This window comes from Photobacterium kishitanii, assembly GCF_003026355.1.
Lineage (GTDB): Bacteria > Pseudomonadota > Gammaproteobacteria > Enterobacterales > Vibrionaceae > Photobacterium > Photobacterium kishitanii.
In genome coordinates, this window is sequence record NZ_PYON01000005.1 from 71,492 (window position 1) to 96,446 (window position 24,955).

At 37.4% G+C, this 24,955-nt stretch carries 21 protein-coding genes; 10 read left to right on the forward strand and 11 right to left on the reverse strand.

The annotated features are described in order from the left end of the window. Window positions 1–77 precede the first annotated feature (77 nt). Window positions 78–1,415 carry an N-succinylarginine dihydrolase gene (gene astB, locus C0W29_RS07575; RefSeq protein WP_045042457.1) on the forward strand — a complete coding sequence of 446 codons (1,338 nt, stop codon included), beginning with the start codon at window positions 78–80 and terminating at the stop codon, window positions 1,413–1,415. A 51-nt stretch (window positions 1,416–1,466) separates the two neighbouring features. Here the strand turns inward: astB and C0W29_RS07580 are convergent, their stop codons facing one another. Beyond that, window positions 1,467–1,949, reverse strand: a complete 483-nt coding sequence (locus C0W29_RS07580) for a YidB family protein (RefSeq protein ID WP_036791083.1) — start codon at window positions 1,947–1,949, stop codon at window positions 1,467–1,469. Between the two features lie 391 nt (window positions 1,950–2,340). Between C0W29_RS07580 and C0W29_RS07585 the strand changes: the two genes are divergently transcribed. From C0W29_RS07585 to C0W29_RS07595, 3 genes are all read left to right on the forward strand, one after another. Next, window positions 2,341–2,862, forward strand: coding sequence for a DUF2058 domain-containing protein (locus tag C0W29_RS07585; protein WP_036791082.1), 522 nt, complete (start codon window positions 2,341–2,343; stop codon window positions 2,860–2,862). Between the two features lie 329 nt (window positions 2,863–3,191). Further along, window positions 3,192–4,895, forward strand: a complete 1,704-nt coding sequence (locus tag C0W29_RS07590) for a phospho-sugar mutase (RefSeq protein ID WP_045045158.1) — start codon at window positions 3,192–3,194, stop codon at window positions 4,893–4,895. A gap of 95 nt (window positions 4,896–4,990) precedes the next feature. Continuing rightward, window positions 4,991–5,167 carry an ATPase gene (locus tag C0W29_RS07595; RefSeq protein ID WP_036791078.1) on the forward strand — a complete coding sequence of 59 codons (177 nt, stop codon included), beginning with the start codon at window positions 4,991–4,993 and terminating at the stop codon, window positions 5,165–5,167. Between the two features lie 143 nt (window positions 5,168–5,310). On the opposite strand, the gene brnQ (C0W29_RS07600) is transcribed toward C0W29_RS07595, so the two are convergent. The 3 genes from brnQ (C0W29_RS07600) to yjjG form a co-directional block, all read right to left on the reverse strand. Beyond that, on the reverse strand, window positions 5,311–6,645 hold the full coding sequence (gene brnQ / locus C0W29_RS07600) for a branched-chain amino acid transport system II carrier protein (RefSeq protein WP_045042459.1): 1,335 nt from the start codon (window positions 6,643–6,645) through the stop codon (window positions 5,311–5,313). 596 nt (window positions 6,646–7,241) lie between these two features. Then, on the reverse strand, window positions 7,242–8,528 hold the full coding sequence (gene brnQ, locus C0W29_RS07605; protein ID WP_045042515.1) for a branched-chain amino acid transport system II carrier protein: 1,287 nt from the start codon (window positions 8,526–8,528) through the stop codon (window positions 7,242–7,244). A gap of 414 nt (window positions 8,529–8,942) precedes the next feature. Further along, a complete protein-coding gene (yjjG, locus tag C0W29_RS07610; protein ID WP_045045157.1) occupies window positions 8,943–9,617 on the reverse strand; it encodes a pyrimidine 5'-nucleotidase in 675 nt (224 codons plus the stop codon). Between the two features lie 244 nt (window positions 9,618–9,861). On the opposite strand from yjjG, the gene C0W29_RS07615 reads away from it, so the two are divergent. Together C0W29_RS07615 and C0W29_RS07620 are read left to right on the forward strand one after the other, a co-directional pair. Beyond that, window positions 9,862–10,110, forward strand: coding sequence for a GlsB/YeaQ/YmgE family stress response membrane protein (locus C0W29_RS07615; RefSeq protein WP_036791071.1), 249 nt, complete (start codon window positions 9,862–9,864; stop codon window positions 10,108–10,110). Window positions 10,111–10,522: 412 nt separating this feature from the next. Further along, a complete protein-coding gene (locus tag C0W29_RS07620) occupies window positions 10,523–12,868 on the forward strand; it encodes a glycosyl hydrolase family 18 protein (protein WP_045045156.1) in 2,346 nt (781 codons plus the stop codon). Window positions 12,869–12,941: 73 nt separating this feature from the next. On the opposite strand, the gene dcuC is transcribed toward C0W29_RS07620, so the two are convergent. The 3 genes from dcuC to C0W29_RS07635 form a co-directional block, all read right to left on the reverse strand. Beyond that, window positions 12,942–14,294, reverse strand: a complete 1,353-nt coding sequence (gene dcuC, locus C0W29_RS07625; protein WP_045042462.1) for a C4-dicarboxylate transporter DcuC — start codon at window positions 14,292–14,294, stop codon at window positions 12,942–12,944. A 372-nt stretch (window positions 14,295–14,666) separates the two neighbouring features. Next, on the reverse strand, window positions 14,667–15,446 hold the full coding sequence (locus tag C0W29_RS07630; protein ID WP_045042463.1) for a RelA/SpoT domain-containing protein: 780 nt from the start codon (window positions 15,444–15,446) through the stop codon (window positions 14,667–14,669). Between the two features lie 224 nt (window positions 15,447–15,670). Continuing rightward, window positions 15,671–16,369, reverse strand: a complete 699-nt coding sequence (locus C0W29_RS07635) for a nucleotidyltransferase family protein (RefSeq protein WP_052671657.1) — start codon at window positions 16,367–16,369, stop codon at window positions 15,671–15,673. A 318-nt stretch (window positions 16,370–16,687) separates the two neighbouring features. On the opposite strand from C0W29_RS07635, the gene C0W29_RS07640 reads away from it, so the two are divergent. Further along, complete coding sequence (locus C0W29_RS07640) at window positions 16,688–17,017, forward strand: hypothetical protein (protein ID WP_045045155.1); 330 nt, start codon at window positions 16,688–16,690, stop codon at window positions 17,015–17,017. Between the two features lie 53 nt (window positions 17,018–17,070). On the opposite strand, the gene C0W29_RS07645 is transcribed toward C0W29_RS07640, so the two are convergent. After that, complete coding sequence (locus C0W29_RS07645; protein WP_045045154.1) at window positions 17,071–17,430, reverse strand: HopJ type III effector protein; 360 nt, start codon at window positions 17,428–17,430, stop codon at window positions 17,071–17,073. Window positions 17,431–17,505: 75 nt separating this feature from the next. Then, a complete protein-coding gene (locus C0W29_RS07650) occupies window positions 17,506–17,898 on the reverse strand; it encodes a DUF2750 domain-containing protein (protein WP_045045153.1) in 393 nt (130 codons plus the stop codon). Window positions 17,899–18,308: 410 nt separating this feature from the next. Between C0W29_RS07650 and C0W29_RS07655 the strand changes: the two genes are divergently transcribed. Continuing rightward, window positions 18,309–19,655, forward strand: a complete 1,347-nt coding sequence (locus C0W29_RS07655; RefSeq protein WP_045042467.1) for a sigma-54-dependent transcriptional regulator — start codon at window positions 18,309–18,311, stop codon at window positions 19,653–19,655. Here the strand turns inward: C0W29_RS07655 and C0W29_RS07660 are convergent, their stop codons facing one another. Together C0W29_RS07660 and C0W29_RS07665 are read right to left on the reverse strand one after the other, a co-directional pair. Continuing rightward, window positions 19,656–20,576, reverse strand: coding sequence for an endonuclease/exonuclease/phosphatase family protein (locus C0W29_RS07660; protein ID WP_158260015.1), 921 nt, complete (start codon window positions 20,574–20,576; stop codon window positions 19,656–19,658). A 137-nt stretch (window positions 20,577–20,713) separates the two neighbouring features. After that, window positions 20,714–21,820, reverse strand: coding sequence for a GGDEF domain-containing protein (locus tag C0W29_RS07665; RefSeq protein WP_045045152.1), 1,107 nt, complete (start codon window positions 21,818–21,820; stop codon window positions 20,714–20,716). A 320-nt stretch (window positions 21,821–22,140) separates the two neighbouring features. On the opposite strand from C0W29_RS07665, the gene nrdD reads away from it, so the two are divergent. Both nrdD and nrdG read left to right on the forward strand, forming a co-directional pair. Further along, window positions 22,141–24,276 carry an anaerobic ribonucleoside-triphosphate reductase gene (gene nrdD / locus C0W29_RS07670; RefSeq protein WP_045042469.1) on the forward strand — a complete coding sequence of 712 codons (2,136 nt, stop codon included), beginning with the start codon at window positions 22,141–22,143 and terminating at the stop codon, window positions 24,274–24,276. Between the two features lie 114 nt (window positions 24,277–24,390). Continuing rightward, window positions 24,391–24,864, forward strand: a complete 474-nt coding sequence (nrdG, locus tag C0W29_RS07675; RefSeq protein ID WP_045042470.1) for an anaerobic ribonucleoside-triphosphate reductase-activating protein — start codon at window positions 24,391–24,393, stop codon at window positions 24,862–24,864. Window positions 24,865–24,955 lie beyond the last annotated feature (91 nt).

Here is a 24,955-nt window from a genome sequence, read left to right on the forward strand (position 1 = left end):
TAACCTATGCTGAAATACTATAAATAGTAGGAGACTATAATAGTAAAGAGATACGACTTATATCATGGAGGAAGTGGATGATTGCATATGAAGCTAATTTTGATGGGTTAGTCGGGCCCACTCATAATTATAGTGGTTTATCTACAGGTAATATTGCCTCGCTTACATATAGTCAGCAAGTATCAAATCCTAAAAGAGCGGCACTACAAGGCCTCGATAAAATGAAAGCATTGGCTAATTTAGGACTTATACAAGGTGTTATTGCACCTCAAATGCGGCCTGATATACAGGTGTTACGGCGACTCGGTTTTTATGGTAGTGATCGTTGTGTATTACAGCAAGCAGCACAGCAAGCACCTAAGTTATTAACAAGCTGCTGTTCAGCATCCAGTATGTGGGCTGCTAACGCTGCAACAGTCTCACCTTCGGCAGATACAGATGATCGCCGTATACATTTTACCCCTGCTAATTTAGTTAACCATTTTCATCGCTCTATTGAAAACCAAACAACGTCTCGAATTTTAGCGGCTATATTTAACGACGAGAATCATTTTTGTCATCATCAACCGTTACCTGCATCAGAACAATTAGGTGACGAAGGCGCAGCTAATCACATGCGTTTTTGTGAGCATCATGGTGAGCAAGGTGTCGAGATGTTTGTATTTGGGCGTTATGGGTTTGATCATCATCAGCAAGCACCTACACGGTATCCTGCACGTCAAACATATGAAGCGAGTGCTGCTATTGTACGGTTACATCAGTTAGACCCACAACAAGTGGTGATGGCGCAACAAAATCCGTTATTAATAGATCAAGGTGTGTTTCATAATGATGTAATTGCAGTTGCTAATCAGCAAGTATTGTTTTGTCATCAATATGCTTTTTTAAATCAAGCTGATGTTTATCTGCAGCTACAGCAGAAAATGGGAATGGATTTTTCTATTATAGAAGTACCTGACAATGTCGTAAGTGTTGATGATGCTGTCAGTAGTTATTTATTTAATTCGCAATTAGTGACTTTACCAAATGGTGATGTCAGTTTGATCTTACCGCAAGAGTGCCAACGTAACCCACGCATATGGCAGTATGTACAACAATTATTACAAGCGCGAGTTGGTATTAACCGAATTGATTTATTTAACTTAAGTCAGAGCATGTGTAATGGTGGTGGGCCAGCATGCTTACGTTTAAGAGTCGTATTAACCGAGCAAGAGCAGCGAGCGGTTAACCCTGCAGTATTATTAACAGATACATTATTTAAACGCTTACGAGAATGGATTGATTTACATTATCGAGATCGATTAGTAGAAGCTGATTTAGCTGATCCGTCATTATTATTGCAGTCTTATACTGCATTAGACGAATTAACCTATATTTTAAAATTGGGGTCAGTCTATGATTTTCAGCAAGTATAATCCGCAAAGTCGTGAGTAGATATTGACTGCGGATTATAAATACTAACATTGCTACTTTTTACCAAAAATGGTTGAAGCAAGGCTCTTAAGGTTATTAATATCCATTAAATCATCAATGCTATGAATTTCACCAACAGGCTGAATTAATAAGTTATGATCAATATCACCTCCAGGGCTTGCCTGATCAATCATGGTTGGTAATGCATCTTGTAGACCTAAAATGACATCTTGTTCTGACATTTTGAGTTCAGAAGCAAATGTGGCAAGTTTCTCTGTACTAAAAATAGTGGCAATATTTGTCGCTGAAATCTTAGCATTAACTTCGTTACCTAGCCAAGAGTTGGCAATATTAGATAAATCTGCTTGATTGAGCGCTTTAATAACAGTCTGGAGGTTTACGTGTTGAGCTTGATCATCACCGTCTAATAAATGAGAGAGTGCTGAAAAAATACTATTTTCATCAACAGCTTGAGTATTTGCACGTGATTGATTAAAAAACTGTGCACCAAGACGAACTATTTCTACCATATCCATGACTAAGACTCCTTGCTTGATAAGCTCATTATGCGGCTACTAAAAATCGTGATACTGATGTCACGCACAAAACTTAATAAGCTCATGTTATATTCTCTGCTGAGTCTATTACTGATGGCTATTAATAAGTATGTTGTTAATAATAATACAAAAAACAGATTGAATTATCAGCATTTTCTGACATTTTAATGCTAAAAATGTATTTTACATGCATTTGCGGTATGGTTGCTTATGAGGTTGTATAGTTGTCTGGCTTTAGTATTTATTTAACTAATGACCACATCTATGTGTAGCAATGCTTGACCTGTTTTAGACCAAACAGGGATAATGGTCGTCATAAATCTATAAGTGTAATAATCACTCATCGTCACGAATAATTGATGGAGTTTCAATGGCAAAGCTAAGCCTACAAGAGCAAATGCTAAAAGCTGGTCTTATTGATAAGAAAAAGCTAAAAAAAGCGGGTAAGACAACTAAGAAATCGCGAACTCAAGCTAAAGAAGCAAAAGCTGCTGTTGAGGAGAACCGAATCTCTCAGCTTGAGAAAGACAAACAGCTTAATCGTCAGCGAGATGAAGATGCACAACAAAAAGCATTTTTAGCGCAAGTAAAACAGTTGATTGAAATGAATCGCTTAGATCGTAATAGCGGGGATATTGGTTATAACTTTACTGATGGTACCACGGTTAAGAAGATCTATGTTGATAAGCTAATGCAAGCACAATTAGTGAATGGTCGCCTTGCTATTGCACGTTATCTTGATGGTTACGAGGTTATTCCTGCGTCTGTAGCGGATAAAATTGCTCTACGTGATCAAGAGTCAATTGTGCTTAATAATGTGGTTGATGAAAGTATTATTGATGATGATGATCCATATGCAGATTTTGTTATTCCTGACGATCTAATGTGGTAAATAGCACTAAATGGAAAAAGCCTCATTAGAGGCTTTTTTTATACCTAAAATATTTGGCGAAGGGATGTTTTTGGTATTACTGTTTTAAAAGAGTTCACGAAAAGCATCAATGTGTATTGATATAGGTAATCGTTTGCGAATCAAATGTTGGTTAAAGGCAGTTGTAATTCAATGAAATAGGGCATATTTTAATGAGAGTATTTATCATTTGCATTGCTGATACGATGGCAATGATAAATAAATGTACGATGGTAGTGTCTGCGGTCTCATAAATGACCCAGTCATTATTGTTGAGTTGTGATGATGATAAACGTACTAGGATAACAACAATGAATAATGAAATTACGCGTTGGCTACAACGTGACCCTGACCCTAAATCACGTCAAGAATTACAACAATTAGTTGCCGATAATGCGACCGCCGAATTAGCCGATCGTTTTAATGGACGCTTAGAGTTTGGGACCGCAGGTTTACGTGGTGTGGTTGGTGCAGGACCTAATCGTATGAATCGGTTAGTTATTCAAGAAACAGCAACAGGACTTGGCCAGTATCTATTACGTACAGATAGTGCCGCTGCTCATAAAGGTGTTGTTATTGGTTATGATGGCCGCCCAGATTCGCGTCAATTCGCTCATGATACAGCAGCAGCATTAGCAGCCCAAGGTATTAAAGTTTATCTCACCACCAAAGTTGCGGCAACACCGATTGTGGCTTTTGGTGTTAAGCATTTACATACTGCAGCCGCAGTTGTTGTGACTGCGAGTCATAATCCACCGGCTTATAATGGTTTTAAAGTGTATTGGAATAATGGTGCGCAGATCATTCCACCTCATGACGCAGGTATTGCTGCTGAAATTGATAAAGCTACCCAATCTGAATTACACCTTATGGATTTAGCTGAAGCAGAAGCCAAGGGCTTATTAGTATGGCTTGATGATGCTTATTATCAAGATTACCGTAAGGCAATAAATACGAATCCATTATTGAATAATCATCATAACCCGCAAGATATTAGTATTGCCTATACAGCAATGCATGGTGTTGGTGCTGATATGGCTGAAACATTATTAGCTGATGCAGGGTTTAAATATGTTTACAGTGTTGCAGCTCAACGTGAACCAGACGGTGCTTTTCCAACGGTTAAGTTTCCAAATCCTGAAGAGCAAGGGGCAATGGATCTTGTGATCGCAGAGGCGAAACTACACGGGGCAACTTTAGCGTGCGCTAATGATCCTGATGCTGACCGTTTTGCGGTTGCTGTTCGCTGTGCTGATGGTGAGTATCAGATGTTAACTGGCGATCAAGTTGGTACATTATTTGGTTATTACTTGCTTAATCAGGCACAAGCTTCAACTAGCTTAGTCGGTAATACCATTGTTTCATCAACATTACTTGGTAAAATCGCCACAGCCCTTGGTGCACAATATTATCAAACATTAACGGGGTTTAAATGGCTCACTAATGTCGCAATGGAACGTCAAACGGTTGATCATCAGTTCTTATTTGCTTATGAAGAAGCGTTAGGCTACACCATTGGCAATACCGTATGGGATAAAGATGGATTATCTGCGTTAGTAGCATTTGCACAACTAACCGCTGAACTATCTGCTAAAGGTCAAACTGTTTGGGATCAACTTGAAGCGATTTATCGTGAATATGGTTTATATATTAATGCCCAGCGTAGCATTGCGCTTGATCCAACCGCTGCGCCAATCGGTGATTCATTACGTACAACGCCACCACAGGCGATTGCAGGGTTGGCTATTCATAGCACTGAGGATTTTAAAACCTCATTGCGCACTTTTGCTGATGGATCGGTTGAAGCAATTGATTTACCGGTTAGCGATGTACTAATTTATCATCTTGAAGGTGGTGCGCGCGTTGTTGTGCGTCCGTCTGGTACTGAGCCTAAATTGAAATGTTATTATGAAGTTGTTGAGCCAATGAGCCAAGAAGAGACATTTGAACATGCTCAATTACGCGCTCAGGAAACAATGGATCGATTAATTGTTCAGCATCAAGCTTCATTGTAATTGAGCTTACCGTGGTATGGTAAAGCTGAACTCTAGACAATTTTCAGTGTATAATCACGAAAGTTAGAATTTATTTAGATAACCAAGGGTTTACCATGCACGATCTTAATTTATCGTTACCTGATGATTATGAAAAAGAGCCAGAATTACCGATTCCATCGATTGATGACCAAAAGAAAATTGTGGCAGAGCTTAAGCGTTTAGAAGAAGCAGGTGAGTTAACGCCTGAAATTTTGCACGCATTCATGACAGGTGAACGTTTACCTGAATAAGGTAATGTTGATCATTGTGTAATAAAAAGCCTCTTACTGTTCTTCATTTATTATTGAAGCAGTAAGAGGCTTTTTTATAGCTAATTAATGATGGGATACAGTCTGGTATTGATAACCCCAATTATCGTTACACAGAGATATTATTAATTTTTAGCCGTTGAATCTAAACGGTAATCCACAACATTGAACTTACGCGCTACGATGGGTAAGCGGGCCATGATAGTCGTCACAAATAAGATCAATAGAGTTGGTAGTAACCAACTGGCATGTGCCTGATATAGTGGCAATGTGTCATTAAAGAACTGATTAAGATCTGCGGGCATTTTACCGAGAATACTTATTGCATCAACAGTACCAAATACCATGGCAGTGACTAATACTGAGGAATGAGTCAGTGTTGAAACATGAATGGTAGAAGCGGTTAAAGAGGCAAACACGAGTGCAATTGCAACTGGGCATAAGACTAAGATAGCAGGCAAGCTAACCTTAAGAATATCATCGAGACCAAAGTTAGCAATCATACCTGTTAACACAACAATAATTGTTGCTGTTAAACCAAATGAAGCTTTGAATGTTTGTTGGTAATATTCAGCGCAGGCATTGGTTAAACCTACGGTAGTCGTTAAACAAGCCATGATAATAATTGCAGCCAGTAACCATTGGCCATAGACTCCAAACTCACCTGCAACATAACGTGTAAGGATTACACTGCCGTTCATTCCGTGAGTAGCAATTGAGGTTGAAGTCGCACCAACATACCCCATCGCAATATAACAGCTTCCCATTAATACAAAATAGATCATTGCGACTTTAAACGAGACGCTAGCGATTCCTTTTTGTGATACCACTCCTTTAGCTTTAATTGCTTGAATGATAACCCAACCAAAACCGACTGCTGCGATAGCATCCATCGTCATATAACCTTGGATTAAGCCACTGGTAACTGCGCTGTGCTGATAATCACCATAAGGAGCTGCTGGAGCACCTAGTGGTGAAAAGAAAGCGGCGAGGCCTAAACCTGCTAATAATAAAATCAGAGCTGGTGTCATGATTTTACCAATGTAATTAACGAGGTTGCCGGGCTTAAATGCCAAAATTAATGTTAGGGCAGAGAATACAATAGAGAAAGCAATGAGATGATCAGCTTTGAAAAAAGGTTTTAATCCCATTTCATAAGCAACAGTAACTGCACGAGGCATACCAAATGCTGGGCCAATTGCTGTAAATAATAGAATCCAGAATGTAGTTGCTAACCATTTTGGCAGTGCTTTAGTAAGGTTTTTAGTGCTACCAATACGACCTAGTACAATAATAGTAAAGGCGGGTAGACCAACTGCGGTGACTAAGAAGCCGCTCATTGCTGATGTTAATGATGTACCTGCATCCAAACCCATAGCAGGGGGAAAGATCAAGTTACCAGCACCTAGAAACAGTGCGAAGGTCATAAGACCGATAGCGAGTAAGTCTTGTGTTTTCAAATGTTGTACCTGCATTGTGTGAATGTCGAACAGTAACTAATGACTTAATGTTATAAGTATTATAGTGCTGTTACTTCGTTAATAATGGTTCCGCAGGTTTGCTGAAAGAAGATATGAAGAGTTGAAGCTATCCCCCATCAGCAACGGCTGACGGAAGCTTGCCCGCCAGCCTAGCGAATAATCACTAGAATCAAAGCGGAAATAATTCGAGATGTTTTTCTTATCGTCATAGAAGCAACTTCAACCCAAGCGTTTGTCGTTGTGGTTGATGCTAAGTATTTCTGTTCTCTATGTTTCAACGCTGTTGAATGCATAACTTAACAACTTCTATTAATGAATGAGTGAATTACCCTTTAAAAATATAAAGAAAAGTTAGTGTTGTAAATAACTTTTTTCAAATTTTTTTTAATAGTTGTAAAAAAAATCTAATTTAAGTGTTTAATATTAACAAGTTAGTAAAGTTTGATGTGTTTGTTTTGAATGATAGTAATAATTTCGATTGATTATGTTGTGAGTTAGTGCTTTTTTTGACGAAAATTGTTAATCATAAGGGCTAGATATTACCTAGCCCTACGATGATGGCGACTTAGATTAAACTAGTTTACAGCGACACTATCGTGATTTTTATGACTACGAGTACATAATTTACTGATTAAAATAGTGATAGTGACAGGTGCTAGCCAAGATGCGTGAGACGCAAATAAAGGCAGCCAATGTTGAGCAAATTCGGTTATTGACGTTGGCAGTTTACCTAAAATATTTAATGCATCAATAGTACCAAATAGTGTTGCAACTATGACAACTATTGTCTGACTTATTGAAATACGGCGTTGCTCTGACGTTGAGTGATTACGGATGAAAAAGGTTGAAATAATTAATGATATTGAAATTGGGCATAAAATTAAAATAGCGGGTAGGCTTACTTTAATAATTGTTTCTAAACCAACGTTAGAAATAATTGCGGTTAATACCATAATCACGGTAGCACTGAGTTTAAATTTTACACCGTAAGTGTTTTTATAATACTCACCATTAGCATTAGTTAAGCCTACTGTGGTGGTTAAACACGCCATTAATGTGATGGCTGCTAACAACAGTTGTCCTAGCGTGCCAAATTCACCCGCAGCATAGCGAGTAAGGATTTCACCACCATTGGTTGCTTGTGGTGCAATATCTGAAGATGTCGCACCTAAATATCCCATAGCAAGGTAGCAAAGTGACATTAGAACCGCGTAAATGAGTGCAATGCGAAGGGTGTAGTAAGAAATTGCTTTATTACATTTCACGCCAGTATTACGGATAGTTTGAATAATAACCCAGCCAAAAGCGACGGCTGCAATCGCATCTAATGTCATGTAGCCCTGAATAAGCCCATTAACCGTTGGTGCTTTTTGGTAGGTTTCAATTGCTGCTGTTGGAGAGCCTAAAGGATTAATAACCGCAGAAATTGCAAGTAATGCTAACATTGCAATCAGTGCTGGCGTCATTACTTTGCCAATATAATCAACTAGTTTCCCTGGTTTAAGCGCTAGTACTAATGTTAATGCACAGAAAACGGCAGAGAAGACCATTAAGCCATTACCAGAATAAAACGGTTTGATCCCCATTTCATAGGCAACCGTAACAGCCCGAGGTAAAACGAAAGCAGGGCCGAGTGTGGTTAACACTAAAAACCAAAATGAACGATCCATCCATTTTGGTAATGCCGCAGTTAATTTGTCCGCAGAAGATAACCGTCCTAGAACAACAAGTGTCAACGCAGGTAAGCCAACAGCGGTTAGCAAAAATCCTGCGATAGCAATTAACCAGTTTTCACCAGCTTGTTGTGCCATCAGAGGGGGGAATATTAGGTTTCCAGCACCGAGAAATAATGCAAAGGTCATAAAACCAATGGCTGCAAGTTCTTTTGTTTTCAAATGACATACCTTATTCAGAGCGAACAATGTGAGTCAGTATGCTGGAGAGGTAATAAGAAATGAAACTCATATCCGCCAGCGTTACTGACGAATAAATTAACCGTCAGCGTCAGAAAGTGACGACGACGACAGATTTTAGCGTACAAGCAATCGGTCTGGTTGCTGTAGCAATAGCATCCTGATTGTTGTTAATGTTCTGAGACATAGCCTATACGCTCTAAGAAAAATGAGGTTTAAACTTAATCGGAATTAAGAGGATTGTAAAGCATGATGAACAAGTATTTGACGTTTTTTTAGTATTGACTGGCTAGATGCCATATAAACAACTGAATTATAGTCGTTATATAATGACATCTAGTTTTTAATACAAAAAATCGATTTTTAAGTCAGTAAAATGGTTTGTAATTCAGCTAGTGACGCTATGGTATAAGTTGGAGTAATCCCTTTTGGCTGTGGTTTCTGATCACTGTTAAGCCAGCAAGTATCCATGCCTGCATTAATACCGCCTAAAATATCAGAATGTGGGTTATCTCCGACCATTAAAACCTGTTGGCGCTGAGTGATATTCATTTGCTGGCATGCATAATCAAAAATCTTAACGTCAGGCTTAGCGACCCCAACTTGTTCTGAAATAATGAGTACATCAAAAAAGTCGGCTAAACCAGTACGCTCTAAACGTATTTCCTGTAATGCAGTGAAGCCATTAGTAATAATGCCTAACTTTGCATGTTGGCTTAATGCTTCGAGCATCGATTTAGCGCCAGCTAATGGTGTACAAATATCAGCCATTGCTTTTAAAAAATCAGTATTCAGTTGCTCTGTTGATAGCGACAGCGCTGCAGCCCATGTTTCAAAGCGAATATTTTGTAATTCGGTCGCAGAAATTATACCGTTCTGATAATCAACCCATAATGGTTTATTAATCGCTTCATATTGCTCAAAATCACGATTAGAAAAAACGGTATCATGCCGAGAAAACATCAATTGAAGCCCGCGAAATGCATCAAAGTGAAACAAGGTTTCGTCAGCATCAAATAAAATCCATTGGTACTTCATTAAGTGTAATTCTCTATTTCAGTGAGTGTAAATGCTATTACATTAACCCTTGTAAAGCGGACTGTATTTTACTTGAAGTAAGGAAGTATGCGCTAGTAGTTCACAACGAATAACTGTGATCAATAACGCTATTTGTATAATTATGATATTTTTATTGAACTCAATAGTGTGATATATGTCTACTTATACCATAATCACATCATCTCTCTTGAGAGTGAAAAAATTAGCCAATTGAGGAAAGAAAATGGGCATTTTATCTTGGATTATTTTAGGTTTAATCGCTGGTGCATTAGCAAAATGGTTAATGCCAGGTAAAGATGGTGGCGGTTGGATTGTGACAATGGCACTAGGTATTGGTGGTGCTTTTGTCGGAGGGTTTGTAGGTAAATTTATTGGTTTAGGTCATGCAACTGGCGTAAATATTGGCAGTATTATCACTGCAACGTTAGGTGCTTTTATTCTACTGTTTATTTATAATCGATTTATTCGTTAATAATCATAATATTACAATAGCAATTAAATAATAATCGAGTTGTATTTTACAACTCGTTTTTTTATGCTTTTATTTTCTAATAGAACAAATATCTGTCTAGAAAAAATTCCATCAGCTTTATAATGATATTTTTATCTAAATATTATCTCCTTTTTTTTGTCGTTATCGATAGCAAAATGATGTTTTATTGTTCGTATTGTTGCTGACAAAGTATGAACCCAGTTCCATTTGTTGTGTTTTTGTTGATCATTGTAATCAAAATGATAATTTTTTTTCGCTAAACCAAAAAAGATCTATAACAATGATACAAGATTCTTAATGGCGTAAAAACATTACTAATCGTTATAAAAATCAGCTGAATTCATAAAAGCTGATATAGCAAGTAGCTATCAATCATAACGTGGAGCACAAAATGAAAAAGGGACTTAATAAAACGAAAGTTGCAGGTATTATTGCTGGATTTTTATTGGCGGGTTCAGCAGCTCAAGTACAAGCAGCACCAGCACATAATAAGAATGTGATTGGTTATCTAACTCAATGGGAAGCATGGAAAGGTACTAGTGCAGGTTTTTCTGTAAAAGGCGAAGCGACTCATTTAAATGTTGATATGGATATTTACTCTATTCTTAATTTCTCGTTTTTTGGAGTAGCAAAAGACGGCACATTGCACAGTGGTGATTTACGTAATAAAGATATTAATAAGCCTGATAGCGTACAAGAGCCTGGGCCATTATTACACCCAGATGTATATTCTAGCTGGGATTTCCATATTTTGTGGGGTGAGTTGGAATATATTCATCAATACCCAGTTAATGAACCTTGGGATGCGGAAAATTTAGCCAAGGTAACAGCACAAGGTTTTGTGAAAAGTGGCAAAGGTTGGCGTCATGAACCAACAGGCATTGAAGGTAATATGCCTATTCCACTGAAAAAAGAAGGTGGTGCTCCTGGCTTGATTGATCTTGCCAATCAGAAAGGTGTTAAGGTTATGGCATCGCTAGGTGGTTGGAGCATGTCTAAACATTTTCCTGAAATGGCTGCTGACCCAGTTAAAAAAGAACGTTTCCTTAATGATTTAGATAAGTTAATGGCATTAGGTTTCCACGGTATTGATATTGATTGGGAATATCCAGGGTTTGGTGGAATGAATTTTGCGGGAGATCCTGCCGATTTCGCGAACTTTGAACAATTAATGGAAGATATTCGCAAACGTATTGGTCCTGATAAATTACTGACAGCGGCATTCTCTGCATCAACGGCAAAACTCGAAGGGTTTAATTGGCCTCGCCTCGTTAAATCAATGGACTACTTTAATATGATGACTTACGACCTTAATGGTGGTTGGTCTAATGTTACTGCACATAACGCACCGTTATACCCATACCCAGAAGAAGAATATGCTGGATTAGATTTAGATACCTTGCGTATTTGGATGGCAGAAAAGGGCATTCCATCGGAGAAAATTAACTTCGGTGCTGCTTTTTATGGTCGAGGTGTGCAGACCACAGAAGCTGAAGCTTATTTAGGTGCGCCAACTGATAAACGTATGTATACCATGTCTGTTGATGGTCCATTGTTAACTGCTGTCGATGTTGATAACTGGAAAGAGTTTGAAGGCTCACCAAATTACAATTATATCGTTACAACGCCTGGTTGGGAGCATAAGTGGGATGCGAGTGCAGAAGTACCTTATGCTGTTAAAGGTAAATACTTCTTAAGTTATGACGATGTTCCTTCGATGAAGAAGAAAGCGCAGTACATTGTTGATCACGATTTAGGTGGGGTTATTGTTTGGCAAGTACACGGCGATATTAAGTGTGAAGGTACCTTTATCAACCACGGTACTAAGTTAAAAGAATGTACTAAGTTAAGTTCACCCCTAGCAGAAGCAATTGATGATGTGTTTAGCGCTGATATTACTCCGAACGCTGCGCCAGAATTGACGGTACCAGCCACTCAAGCTGCACAGTCTGGCGAGACTATTAGTTTTAGTGTTTCTGCAATAGATGCTGATGGCGACAGTTTAAGCTTTAGTTCTCCAGAGGCACAAATTACAGATAATGGTAATGGTACTGCAACAGTGACGTATACCGCACCAAACACAGCGACTGATATGGTGACATCTGTAATGATTAAAGTGACTGATGGCCGTAAAAGTGTGACTAAATCTGTGGTGGTGAATGTTAAAGGTTCAGGCGTTGTTGAAAATACGGCGCCAGTATTAACAGCACCAGCAACAGTTGCTGTTGAAAGTGGTCAAGATGTGGTTATCTCTGTTGCCGCAACTGATGCTGAGGGCGATAACTTAACTTATTCTTCATCAATAGGACAGGTTGTAGCAACGGCTAGCGGTGCTGATATCACCGTGACAGCACCAATAACGACTGAAGATGTAACGCTAACTGTTGTGGTTACTGTGACAGATGGCCAAGCGTCAGTACAGCAAACGGTTGTTGTGAATGTGACAGGACAAGCCGCTGGTGGTGATACATGGAGCCCAACAACAGAATATAGTGGTGGTGATAGTGTTATTTATAATGGTATCACTTATGTAGCTCAGTGGTGGACCAAAGGTGAAACACCAGGAACAGCTGCTGTATGGGTAGAAGAAACAACGGGTGAGATTGGTAATTGGTCTGCAAATAAAGCGTATGTTGCCGGTGACGAAGTTATCTTTGAAGGTAATAACTACCGTGCTAAATGGTGGACTAAAGGTAATCAACCCGGTGATGTGAATGGTCCATGGGAACGTATTTAAATTATGATTAATAATTAAATAATAAAAACCGCATCTTATTTGATGCGGTTTTTTTTTGAGTGTAGTTGATTCGTTATAAACCTAAGATAAGTGACATTGTGGTTGATACAATTAATGCACCGATCATTGGAATGGCTGTGCGTTTTACTAATTCAAATGGAGACACATCAGCGACACCAGCAACAGCAACGATTGCACCGGTAATTGGTGACATTGAGCGAGCAATACCGGAGGCTAATTGCATTGGCATCAGCATAACAACCGCATTAATACCTACCTTATCAGCAATATCTGGCACCATTGCTGCAAATGAGAAGAACGGCGCATTGCCTGAACCCATTAAAATTGCAGCAAAGGTAATGATAATAACCATTAAAATGATCATTAATGCCGGTGATACTGAGGCGTTAATAGCAAAGTTGATTACGGTATCAAGTAAGCCAATTACTTTCATACCATGAGCAAATACCTGACCCGCAATAACCAGTGTTACTACACGTGCAAATTGCTTACCCATGCTATCGAAATAAACCAAAATGTCTTTAAAGATCGGTTTTGCGCCATGACGAATCCCTTCACAAACCATTGCTACAGCAATTGAAATAAACATTGCGGTTACAACATCTATTTTTACGGTTGCGATAGCCATTGGACTAAAGATCATGATCAATGCCAGCGGTATAATCGGCAGTAAAGCGTACCACGCTGGTGGTGCAACTTGGATTTCTTCTGTTTGAAGTTCAACGTTGTCATTAGTTGTTGTGCGACGATCGAACCATTGCTGGACAAAAAAGTGCAGCGTAGCGATTGTTATCATAGTCGCAATCGCAACGGGTAATTGATAACTAATAAAATATTCGGTGACAGGAATATCAGCAGTACGAGCGGCTAAATTGACGTTACCAGACGCTGGTCCTAAATCTAAACAAGCTGCTGTTGCAATAACTGCTACAGCAGACATTTTACTGACCCCAAGACGCACTAAAATAGGGTAAAGCGTTACCATCAACAATAATCCAAGACCTGATGCGCTTGGAATAAAGATATTGAGTATTTGCCCCATGATATAACCAAGTGCCATAACTAAATAAGGCGCTTTAAAATAACCTAATGGTTTAATTGCAATATTGACCAGTGCTCGTGAGGCACCAATATGATCCATATATTTAGCAAAACCACCAACAGCCATAATAATAAGACCAAGCGTACCGACAGTCTTTGCGGTGGTGTTTTTTAGAAATGTAAAGATATCAAGCCATTGATTACCGCTTGAAATATTTTCTGGAAGCGGTGTGCCAGTACTAAATATAATAGCCGCGGCCATCATTATAATACCGCCAAGCAGTAATGTTGTTTGCGGGTTGTATTTTTTATAAATTAATAAGCCTACAAGGAATATAATTACAAGGCTAAAAATAGTAACCATTATCTATCTCCATATTGAAAAGCGTCCGTTATCTAGCGCTGGATAATAAGAGATAGAAAATGTTTTCACGATAAAAAAATGCAGTCATTGAGAGTAAATAAATGTAATTATGATATCGCTCAAATAAAGCCTTTTATCGATATCGGAATAAATCCAATCTATATACGTAATTTATTATTGATAAGTACATATAATTAACATTTTTATTTCAAATGATATTTTCAAAAATGAATAAATGAGATATTTAAAGAGGGATAGATTTAAGAAAGGGGATTTTTTATGTTCAAATGGAATTATATAGTCTAAAAGCCCGCTCGATTTTTTGTTCTCAATATTCGATCTCGGGCTCTATTGTTTCAATAAATATAAATGTTATGCGGCTTGAGGTTGCAGATAACCTAACCATGCTGTTTGGTAAAGCTGGTGAGATTGTTGTCGTAGCTTATTAATCTGTGCTACTTCAAACTCAGATAATGGACGTTGTTGTTGTAATGCTGCACGCTCAATATGCTGAATTTTTTCATAAAGGTCGTGCTCTGGACCATTTTTAATTGTTGATATTTCATTTAAGTGTAGTTGAACTTCAGTAATTACTTGGCTGTTAGGTAAACGTACCAGCACGTTTAAATCACGGTAGCCTGATGACGTTGGATTTTTAAAGCGATTTTTCACACTTACGATTGTTGCTTCTTTTGCCAGTAATTCATAAGCTTGAACTAATGCTGGAATATTTTTAGCAACAATAGATCCTCGTGCAATATCGGTGATTTTATCTACTTCACCTCGTAATTCAGTCGTGATTTTTTGTTGAGAACGTTGTGCTGATTTAATATTAGGAATAATAATATTGGTTGTAGATGCAAGGCTGACAGTCTGAAGTAATGTCTGTAATTCAATTTGTGCGTCAGTAGCTGCTAAATAAAGATCGTCAAAATTTTTAAATGGTTGACGTAGATTATCATCTTTCCATGATTGGATACTGTATAAGCCACTTAAGTCACGTTGAAAGGCTTTACGACTTGCTTGTGTTTGACGCGTTTGTGATTGGTCGTGGGTATTAAATGCGGGAGTAATAGCTGGCGCAGCCACAACAGAGCGGCTGAGCATGCAAAAAAGAACAAAACTTGTACGTAAAACAGATTTTATGTCCATTAAACAACTCCTAAAAATATTGCAGTGCAATATCAAAACATACTAAAACGGGCATAACTAAAAAGTTTGTATGTAGAGTGTTGGTTGTTATCTATTATCTGTTCACATAGTAATAACTTTACCCTGAATGGGAATTGAATACTGTGCTGGTATTCATATTTTTGAATTATTTATTACAGCATATTTACATCATTCATAACCACATACAATTCCCGTATCAATGGTTAACTAGCTAAACAGTTATTGCCCATATAGTGCTGCCACACACGGTGATAGAGATGCTGTGATTGTTGACGCAATTTTTTAATTTTCTGTTGTTCTAATTCATGTAGCAAGCGCGATTCAGTCATTGCTTGACGTTCAATTTTTTGAATTTGCTCATAAATTGAATGTTCAACGCCATTTTTTATTGAGGCTATTTTTTTGAGATGCAATTGTATCTCGGCAATAAAATGGCTGTTTGGTAACCGTATTAATAGTTTAATATCACGATAGCCAGAATCTGTTGGTCGACTAAAGCGGTTTTTAACTCCACAAACATCGGTATATTGTATTAAGTAATCGTAAGCTGCGATTAAATCATCAATATTAGTAGCAATAATTGAGCCACGTACGAGATCCGTTAATGCTTCGGACTTGCCATGCAGTTCTGTTGTGATTTTTTGTTGGGCACGTATTCGAGACTTTTGGCCGGGAAGAATTGCGTGGCAATCAGTACGTAACGCAGATTTTTTAATTAGTTGGTTAAGTTCTACTTGCGCGAATTTAGCGTGTTCATACAATGCCTCAAATTGCTGATGAGGTTGTTGAATGTTGTCATCGCGCCAATCGTTAATAAGACTAAGACGGTTGGGCGTGGCGCAGTTATGCACGATAGAGCGCACATTGTGCATCGCTATTTGAGAATATGAAATCGTAACCATTTTCACTCCTTAAACCTATCTTTAGCAAATGGCAGCTAAGTAGGCATTTTCAATGAACATCCTGTTCTGTCGCTAAATATAATACTTTTATTAATATAATCAACAGTATTCTGCATCATAATGATAACTTTTTTGTTACATGTGGTTTTTGTTTGAAATGTCGTTATTAAATCGGCTAAAAATGCGGCATAGTAATAAGATTACTGTCAATATTTGACGCAATGAGTAACAATTATTGAAAGTGGTTTAACGCAGTAACTATATGACACCTAGTTAAATAGGTGTTGTGTTTAAAGATATATTTTTTAAGGAAAAAAAATGCAGGAAAATCTACTAATTGGTTTCGTTGTAATTTGGCTAGGCCTAACGGTGGGAAGTGTGATGCTATTCCAACGTGGTAATGATGTGGCTAAAAAGCGTCGATTATGGCCAATTTATACTGTGTTTAGTAATGTTGTAATTGGTGGTTTTATTATCTTTATGCAACCACCTGTAGCATGGATGATTGCAATATTGATTTTATTAGTGCCTGTAACATTATTGACTATTCGATCAACAAGGTTTTGTGATCGTTGTGGTCAGGCTAGCCGCTCTCCTTTTTTTATGAAGCCGCCACAAAAATGCAGTCACTGTAAAAAACCACTGTAGGTGTATTCCTATTATTATATAAAGCCATTAGGTATGAATTGACTTAATGGCTTTTATATTGCTGTTTTTAGTGTGAGAGGAAAATGGTCAAAAGTGATCCCTTCCCAGCTAGATAGCATAAATTGACGAATATTTTGGTGATCAGTATGTTGAGGATGTTGAAGGACATCTTTACGGTAAAATGCACCAAAACAGGCTAAAGTTTCAGCTTGTGATAGTTGGTGTAAGTATGCAAACGCAAATATTTTGCATGATCCTTCGTTAGTGCCTGCTTGATTGATGATGATATTATTTTCTAGACCATTAGTAAAACGTACCGGTTGATAATGATAATGTTTACTGATAGCAGCAATAACATCGTTAAAATCAATACTGGCTGGTGTTTGTTTAATTTGTTCGACAATAGTATTCAAAATATACCTTATTAGATGCTGGGCGTTTAAAAATAAGGCCAGCTTAATGCTAGCCTATTAGGCACTTTGATCTAATTAGCGACGTTTATTCGCTAATGTTTTTAATTCATAATCAAATTCATCAGGATAGATCACTAGACCTTCTTGTTCAGGAATTGGGAATACGACTAATGCAAGTTCGTCATCTTCAAGGCCGTGAGTCCAACGGCTATGCCATTTATTTAATGAGATAGCTTCTGCTTTACATGTTTCCCATTCACCGGTTGCCCATGCTTCTGCAAATTCTTTATTCGGCCATACAGGTACGCAATCTTCATCATCAGTATTGAGCATAACGCAACCATGTTCATCGGTAAGAATCCATATTTCACGGTTGGCAACCACTTCTTTCACTAAGTGTTTGTAACGTTTTTCAGTATCAAAGCTCAAAATTGTTTCAATCATTGCAGCATCTAATGGAGTAGACATACTGTCGTCCTATTTATTACATATCATTATTTAGGCAAGGATAAAACAAAAGTAGGGTAAGGTCTCGTATTATCCTTGCTTTTTTGCTCATCATCATGGTTTATTTTATTCCGTTGATGTCTATATAATTGTATTTTAATGCATATTTAAATGTATAAAAAAACAATAAAGTTCAATATTTTCTTTTTTCTTTCTTTTTTTAAAGTAAATAATTTATATGACTATTTTTATCTTAAATATTCTTAATGCTATGAAATATAACAAATATATAAAATATTATATTATTAATGAATTTCAATTGGTATATTTTTATTGCTATTCTTATCGTTGATACAATGCAAAATACATTGTTGTTACCTATATTTTTTAATATAAATCGAGAATGGCTATTTTCTTAAAGGGTGACTCTAATGGTAGCTATAAATGATAAAAAAAAGAGTAATGGACGTTTGATTGCTATGGGGTGTACTTATGAACCTTGGATTGCATTGTTAGAGCAAGCTGGTTGGAAAACCCATTGTTGTTATGATTTGCGAACAGCTGATGCAATATTAGAAGAGTATAGTCCATGTGTTTGTATTGTTGATTTGAGCAATAATGATTTTAGCTTAAATAGTATTTCCCAGCGTGCAAATAAAACAAAGCATGTTAAATGGATAGCAATAATAAAAAAAGAGCAATTAAGAATTGATTCTATTTGCCAATTCATTAATAACTTCTGTGTCGATTTTTTTTCAACACCAATACCCTCAAGTCAATTATTAGACACGGCAGGTCATCAGCTAGGGATGTTGGATATTGAGTCGACGTCTTGGATTGATGCTAATCATCAATGTGAAATTGGATTATATGGTGAGTCTAAATCGATTAAACACTTAAGAGATATGGTAAAAAGAGTTGCCATGACTGATGTTAATGTTCTTTTGAGTGGTGAACAAGGGGTTGGAAAAGAACTTATCGCAAAGACAATTCATAATTTAAGTAAACGTCGTAATGACGATATAGTTGTAATTAATTGTTCTTCATTATCAGAAGATGATCAACGCACTGCTTTTTTAGATCCACTTCGACATACAAGTTCGAATGATATTATTACTAATGGGACGGTGCTATTCAATGGTATCGAAGAGCTTTCTAAACCATTACAGTTGAAATTGCTTAATTATTTACAACAACCAGAAAATGAAAAATTAAATGATCAAGGTTTTTTTGATGTACGTGTGATTACTTCATCAAGTATCGATTTAGAACTAGCGGTTAAAAATGATAACTTTAATAAAGAACTTTATTATCGGTTAAATGTATTCCATGTTGTAGTACCTACATTAAGAGAACGTGGTGCTGATATTATTTTATTAGCTGAGTATTATTTGCAAAAATACTCTAAGGAATATAATACGCTCGCAATGCATTACAGTGAAGAGGCCAAGCAACTATTACTTCGATATAACTGGCCAGGTAATGTCCGTGAATTAATCAATCAAGTTAAGCGGGTTTCATTATTAAATGATAGTAATGAAGTTAGCTTGGATCATTTTGACTTACCGAAGAAAAATAATATTAAACAAAGTTTACGAACGATTAAAGATGAAGCCGAAAAGGATGTATTAGTCGCTATGCTTGAGGCACACAAGGGGCAAGTAGCATCTGCGGCGAAAGATCTTGGTGTATCACGGGCCACAATGTACCGTTTACTCAATAAGCATAATATTATTCCCGATGTACGTTATTGTAATGGTGGGTACGCGACTGATTAGTTATGTATGTGACGAAGAATGAACAGCTAATGTAAACAACAATGGACAGTGATCACTGAGTGTAAATTGTGATAGTTGCTGTTTATCATACTGAATCTGATGTTGATTAAGAGCTTTAATATTTGTGGTCGTGAAAAGATGATCGATGAGCGTTCTGTAGGTACGATAGCGGGTTACTTTGCTGGCTAACTTTACCGTACAATTAGCATTAATTGCAGCAGAAACGTGGTGGATAGTTGTTGGATCGTTAGTAATTTTATCGATAAATTTTTTACTGGATTTAATGCGGTGGTTAAAATCACCAACAATGATGAAAGGTTGTGATATTGCTTGTTGAGTACTAACCCAATGCTCAATCAATTTAAGCTGCTGGGCCAGAGTTTTACATGATCTACCTTTTTGTTGGGCCAATTGTTTAGCCGTAAAACAACCTGATTTTAGATGAAGATTAAGTAAAATAATTGATTGTTTATTAATGGTAATACGTATCATACTGCCATAACGTAATTTGTTTTTAAAAGGCATTGAATTACCTGTTGCGATAGCTGGAGAGCTTAGTTGTGATAAATCAGTTATATCTTCAATATCAATACCATGCTTAATCGCAAATCCTGTGTATTGATTATTTATTTTAAAACTATCTTGTGGACTATTGGTTCGTGAGGAAAGATATATTTTATAGTGTTGTTGATTGATTACTTGGTATAAAGCCTCGGTACTGTCTACCTCTTGAAATGCGAGGATGTCGGGTGAATGAATGGCAAATAGTTGTTTTAAGGCTTGATAATCTGCCGCTGAGCGTACGATAGGTGATTTGGGATTTAGCGATAGCCATTGCATATTCCAACTCATGAGAGTGAAAGGTTGAGCGTAGCTATCGCTTATTGGCAGTAATAGTAGTAACAAGGCGAAAATAGGCATAGTTATTATCATCATGATTGGCTTGATATTGACTATGCCTGATCTATTTTAAATACTTAATTATTTATAGTTTGTGATTATCCATAGTATGGCGCTAGTTACTGTTTAGAGTAATAATGCCTTAACACTTTTCATCTTTATGTGCCGTAATATTGATTACGTCCTAATTCCTTCGCTTTATAAAGATAGCTATCTGCAACATCAATTAATTGACTAGGAAGTTGATTCGCTTTCAATGTGGCAATACCTTGGCTGACGGTGACAGTTTGACTAATATCAGAGTTTGGATGGGTAATCGCTAAGCTTGCTACATTTTGTTGAATGCGGTGAGCAACACAACGTGCACCTTGGTTATCAGTATTAGGCAGTAAGACCACAAATTCCTCACCACCATAACGAGATACGGTGTCACTACTCCTCAATAAACTATTTTGGATTGTCGTCGCCACTGATTTTAAACACATATCACCTTTAACATGTCCGAGGTTGTCGTTAAAAAGTTTAAAATAGTCAATATCAATTAAGATAATTGAAAGTGGTTGGTGGTAATGCTTTGCATTGATAATTTGTTTATTAATTGCAAAATCAAAAAAACGACGATTATTAATTTGTGTTAATTGATCCGTAAAAGATATTTTTGCCAGCTGTTTTAGCAAACGTTTGTTGTCATGTTCTTGCTTAATGCGAGTAGTGAACCATTTAAAGAGTAGCTGTCGGCCAGATTCAATAATGATTATAGTAATAGCGAGCTTGGTTAAAGCAAAGAGTAGGTCAAATCGAGGATCTTCAATACTGTACCAAGTGGTAAAAACTAAAATAGGAATCGTTGCGAGATAAACAGCGGTGCGATATGCATAAAAGCTAAGTAGTACAACAAGAAATAATAGATTAGCTACAATTTCAACAATAACATAGGCATGACCTAAGTTATTAAGGTTTATAATAGCCCCTCCCCATGTTAATCCGAATAACAAAGCATAACTAGATGAAACTATTCTGTAATGCTGAAGGGTTTTATTGTGGGCAAAAAAAAGCCATCCAAGGGCAAAGAGCAGTGCTTGAATACTAAAACCTACAGTGGTTAATAATAAATCATTATTTTTGGTGTTAAAAAAATCGATCCAAATAACAACGGTAATGAGCATTATTGTGATTAAAGAGATTTTAGATGCCCAAATAAAACCAATACGAAGATTTTTAAATATCGTGTTGTCAATGCGCGTATTGAGTGATGACAAATCCATGTGTTACATCCATGATTATTGAATAGAGGATAGTCTCAAGAATTGCACGAAAGGCAAGTAATTTTTTAAAAATATTGAATGAATGTGATGATAAATTTATTGACAATGGGCTTTATAAATAAGCTTACATTCGAAAATTTGTGGCGCTTCATAATCATCGTTCACAAGACAAACTGCTCGTGCTAAAAATTGATCTCGATCAAGGTTTCTTTGCGCCAGATCGCGCCTAATACACCACATCTTGTTGCCGCTTATAAATAGAACACTATATTTTGTGTTTAAGTGACAGTGTCATTTTTCTGTGATTTTAGGAGCCTTGTGTGAATCCTGTAGTAATAAAGCGTGATGGTTGCCGTGTATCCTTCGATGTTTTACGCGTAAAAGAAGCCGTTCTTGGGGCAGCAAATTCCATCAGCGATTCAGAGTGTCATACAATGGATGAGGCTTATGCTACCTCAGTGGCTGAAGCGGTATTAGCGCAATTTGCTGATACAGAGAATGTTGATATTCATGCTATTCAAGAAGCGGTAGAAACGCAGCTTATGGCAGGCCCACACAAGATTGTAGCTCGTGCTTATATTGAATATCGTCATGATCGTGATATTTCTCGTGAGAAGAAAAGTCGCCTGAATAATGAGATCCGTGGCTTAATTGAGCAAAGCAATGCTTCATTGTTAAATGAAAATGCAAACAAAGACAGTAAAGTGATTCCGACACAACGTGATCTACTTGCTGGTATTGTTGCTAAGCATTATGCAACTCAGCATTTGTTACCCCGTGATATTGTTAAAGCACATGAAAGCGGTGAGATTCACTACCATGATTTAGATTATTCACCTTTTTTCCCAATGTTTAACTGTATGCTGATCGATCTAGACGGCATGTTAACGCATGGCTTTAAAATGGGTAACGCAGAAATTGATACACCTAAATCAATTTCTACAGCAACAGCAGTAACTGCTCAAATTATTGCACAAGTTGCAAGCCATATTTATGGTGGTACAACGATTAACCGTATTGATGAGGTGTTAGCACCTTATGTTACCGTTAGCTATGCTAAGCATTTAGAGGTAGCGACAGAGTGGGGGATTGCTGATCCGATTGCTTTTGCACAAGCGCGTACCCATAAAGAATGCTACGACGCATTTCAATCACTAGAATATGAAGTAAACACGCTTCACACCGCGAATGGTCAAACTCCTTTTGTAACATTTGGCTTTGGTTTAGGCATATCGTGGGAATCGCGTTTAATTCAACAATCTATTCTTAAAAACCGTATTGCAGGTTTAGGTAAAAATCATAAAACAGCAGTATTCCCGAAGCTTGTTTTTGCAATTAAAGATGGTCTTAACCATAAACAAGGCGATGCTAACTACGATATTAAGCAATTAGCGTTAGAGTGTGCATCTAAGCGTATGTATCCTGATATTTTAAACTATGACAAATTGGTTGAAGTAACAGGTTCGTTTAAAACCCCAATGGGTTGTCGTAGTTTCCTTGGTCCTTATGAAGAAAATGGTGAACTGATTCATGAAGGCCGAAACAACCTTGGTGTAGTCAGTATTAACTTGCCACGCATTGCTTTAGAAGCAAAAGGTGATGAAGCGCGTTTCTTTGAAATTTTAGATGAGCGTTTGGCATTATCTCGTCGTGCTCTGGATACACGTATTACTCGTTTAAACGGTGTAAAAGCGCGTGTAGCTCCTATCCTTTATATGGAAGGCGCATGTGGCGTGCGTTTAAAAGAAGATGATGATGTATCAGAAATCTTCAAAAATGGTCGAGCTTCAATTTCATTAGGTTATATCGGTATTCATGAAACAGTGAATGCATTATATGGCAATAAGACCCATGTTTATGATAGTGAAATGCTACGTGAAAAAGCGGTAGCTATTGTTCAACGCTTACGTGACGCAACAGATGCATGGAAGGAAGAGTCTGGTTATGGCTTTAGTCTTTACAGCACCCCAAGTGAAAATTTATGTAGCCGCTTCTGTGCAATTGATACCAAAGAATTTGGTGTGGTTGACGGTGTAACGGATCGTGGTTTTTATACTAATAGCTTCCATCTAGATGTTGAGAAAAAAGTTAATCCATATGACAAGATTGACTTTGAAATGGCATATCCAGATATCGCGAATGGTGGTTTTATTTGTTACGGCGAATACCCAAATATTCAGCATAATCTTGAAGCATTAGAAAATGTCTGGGATTACAGTTATACCCGAGTACCATATTACGGTACTAATACGCCTATTGATGAATGTTATGATTGCGGCTTTACTGGTGAGTTTGATTGTACAAGTAAAGGTTTTACTTGCCCTAAGTGTGGTAACCATGAGCCATCACGAGTTTCTGTAACGCGCCGTGTATGTGGTTACTTAGGTAGTCCAGATGCTCGTCCATTTAACTTTGGTAAGCAAGAAGAAGTTAAACGTCGCGTTAAGCACATGTAAGTATTATTAATAACGCAGTCGAGTTGTAAAACAAGAAGTGCTTTAGAGCACTTCTTTTATTTGTAAGCGTTGCTTGAATGATTCGGCGCTAGCTTTAGTTAATCGAGATCGAAAATGAATTACCACAATTATTACCCTGTCGATATTGTTAATGGTCCGGGTACTCGTGTAACACTCTTTGTTTCTGGCTGTGTACATCAATGCAAGGGGTGTTATAACCAAAGTACTTGGCGTTTAGATGCGGGTCATCCGTTTACCCAAGAGATGGAAGATCAGGTTATTAATGACCTTAATGATACGCGTATTAAACGTCGAGGCTTATCGCTTTCTGGCGGTGATCCTCTTCATCCTAAAAATGTTGCGGCTGTATTGAAATTAGTACAACGTGTACGTCGAGAGTGCAGTGGAAAAGATATTTGGCTATGGACGGGGTATTTATTCTCTGAGCTCACAGTAGAACAACAACAAATTGCTAACTTAATCGATGTGATGGTTGATGGGAAATATGATCAAACGCAACGAAATCCTTCCTTGGTATGGAAAGGAAGTGAGAATCAGGTTATCCATTATTTTAAGATCGATAATTAGTAGTAGGTTATTAAGTAACCGACACTCGCTATGGTTCAGTAGTGTTTTGTAAGAAAGATGTTATGCGAGTGTTTTAATTTGTATGTTTTAT

Excerpts from the sequence above, each read along its gene's own strand:
- astB (WP_045042457.1), top strand. The coding sequence starts at position 78 with ATGATTGCATATGAAGCTAATTTTGATGGGTTAGTCGGGCCCACTCAT.
- C0W29_RS07580 (WP_036791083.1), bottom strand. The coding sequence starts at position 1,949 with ATGGATATGGTAGAAATAGTTCGTCTTGGTGCACAGTTTTTTAATCAA.
- C0W29_RS07585 (WP_036791082.1), top strand. The coding sequence starts at position 2,341 with ATGGCAAAGCTAAGCCTACAAGAGCAAATGCTAAAAGCTGGTCTTATT.
- C0W29_RS07590 (WP_045045158.1), top strand. The coding sequence starts at position 3,192 with ATGAATAATGAAATTACGCGTTGGCTACAACGTGACCCTGACCCTAAA.
- C0W29_RS07595 (WP_036791078.1), top strand. The coding sequence starts at position 4,991 with ATGCACGATCTTAATTTATCGTTACCTGATGATTATGAAAAAGAGCCA.
- brnQ (WP_045042515.1), bottom strand. The coding sequence starts at position 8,528 with ATGACCTTTGCATTATTTCTCGGTGCTGGAAACCTAATATTCCCCCCT.
- yjjG (WP_045045157.1), bottom strand. The coding sequence starts at position 9,617 with ATGAAGTACCAATGGATTTTATTTGATGCTGACGAAACCTTGTTTCAC.
- C0W29_RS07615 (WP_036791071.1), top strand. The coding sequence starts at position 9,862 with ATGGGCATTTTATCTTGGATTATTTTAGGTTTAATCGCTGGTGCATTA.
- C0W29_RS07620 (WP_045045156.1), top strand. The coding sequence starts at position 10,523 with ATGAAAAAGGGACTTAATAAAACGAAAGTTGCAGGTATTATTGCTGGA.
- dcuC (WP_045042462.1), bottom strand. The coding sequence starts at position 14,294 with ATGGTTACTATTTTTAGCCTTGTAATTATATTCCTTGTAGGCTTATTA.
- C0W29_RS07630 (WP_045042463.1), bottom strand. The coding sequence starts at position 15,446 with ATGGACATAAAATCTGTTTTACGTACAAGTTTTGTTCTTTTTTGCATG.
- C0W29_RS07635 (WP_052671657.1), bottom strand. The coding sequence starts at position 16,369 with ATGGTTACGATTTCATATTCTCAAATAGCGATGCACAATGTGCGCTCT.
- C0W29_RS07640 (WP_045045155.1), top strand. The coding sequence starts at position 16,688 with ATGCAGGAAAATCTACTAATTGGTTTCGTTGTAATTTGGCTAGGCCTA.
- C0W29_RS07650 (WP_045045153.1), bottom strand. The coding sequence starts at position 17,898 with ATGTCTACTCCATTAGATGCTGCAATGATTGAAACAATTTTGAGCTTT.
- C0W29_RS07655 (WP_045042467.1), top strand. The coding sequence starts at position 18,309 with ATGGTAGCTATAAATGATAAAAAAAAGAGTAATGGACGTTTGATTGCT.
- C0W29_RS07660 (WP_158260015.1), bottom strand. The coding sequence starts at position 20,576 with ATGCCTATTTTCGCCTTGTTACTACTATTACTGCCAATAAGCGATAGC.
- C0W29_RS07665 (WP_045045152.1), bottom strand. The coding sequence starts at position 21,820 with ATGGATTTGTCATCACTCAATACGCGCATTGACAACACGATATTTAAA.
- nrdG (WP_045042470.1), top strand. The coding sequence starts at position 24,391 with ATGAATTACCACAATTATTACCCTGTCGATATTGTTAATGGTCCGGGT.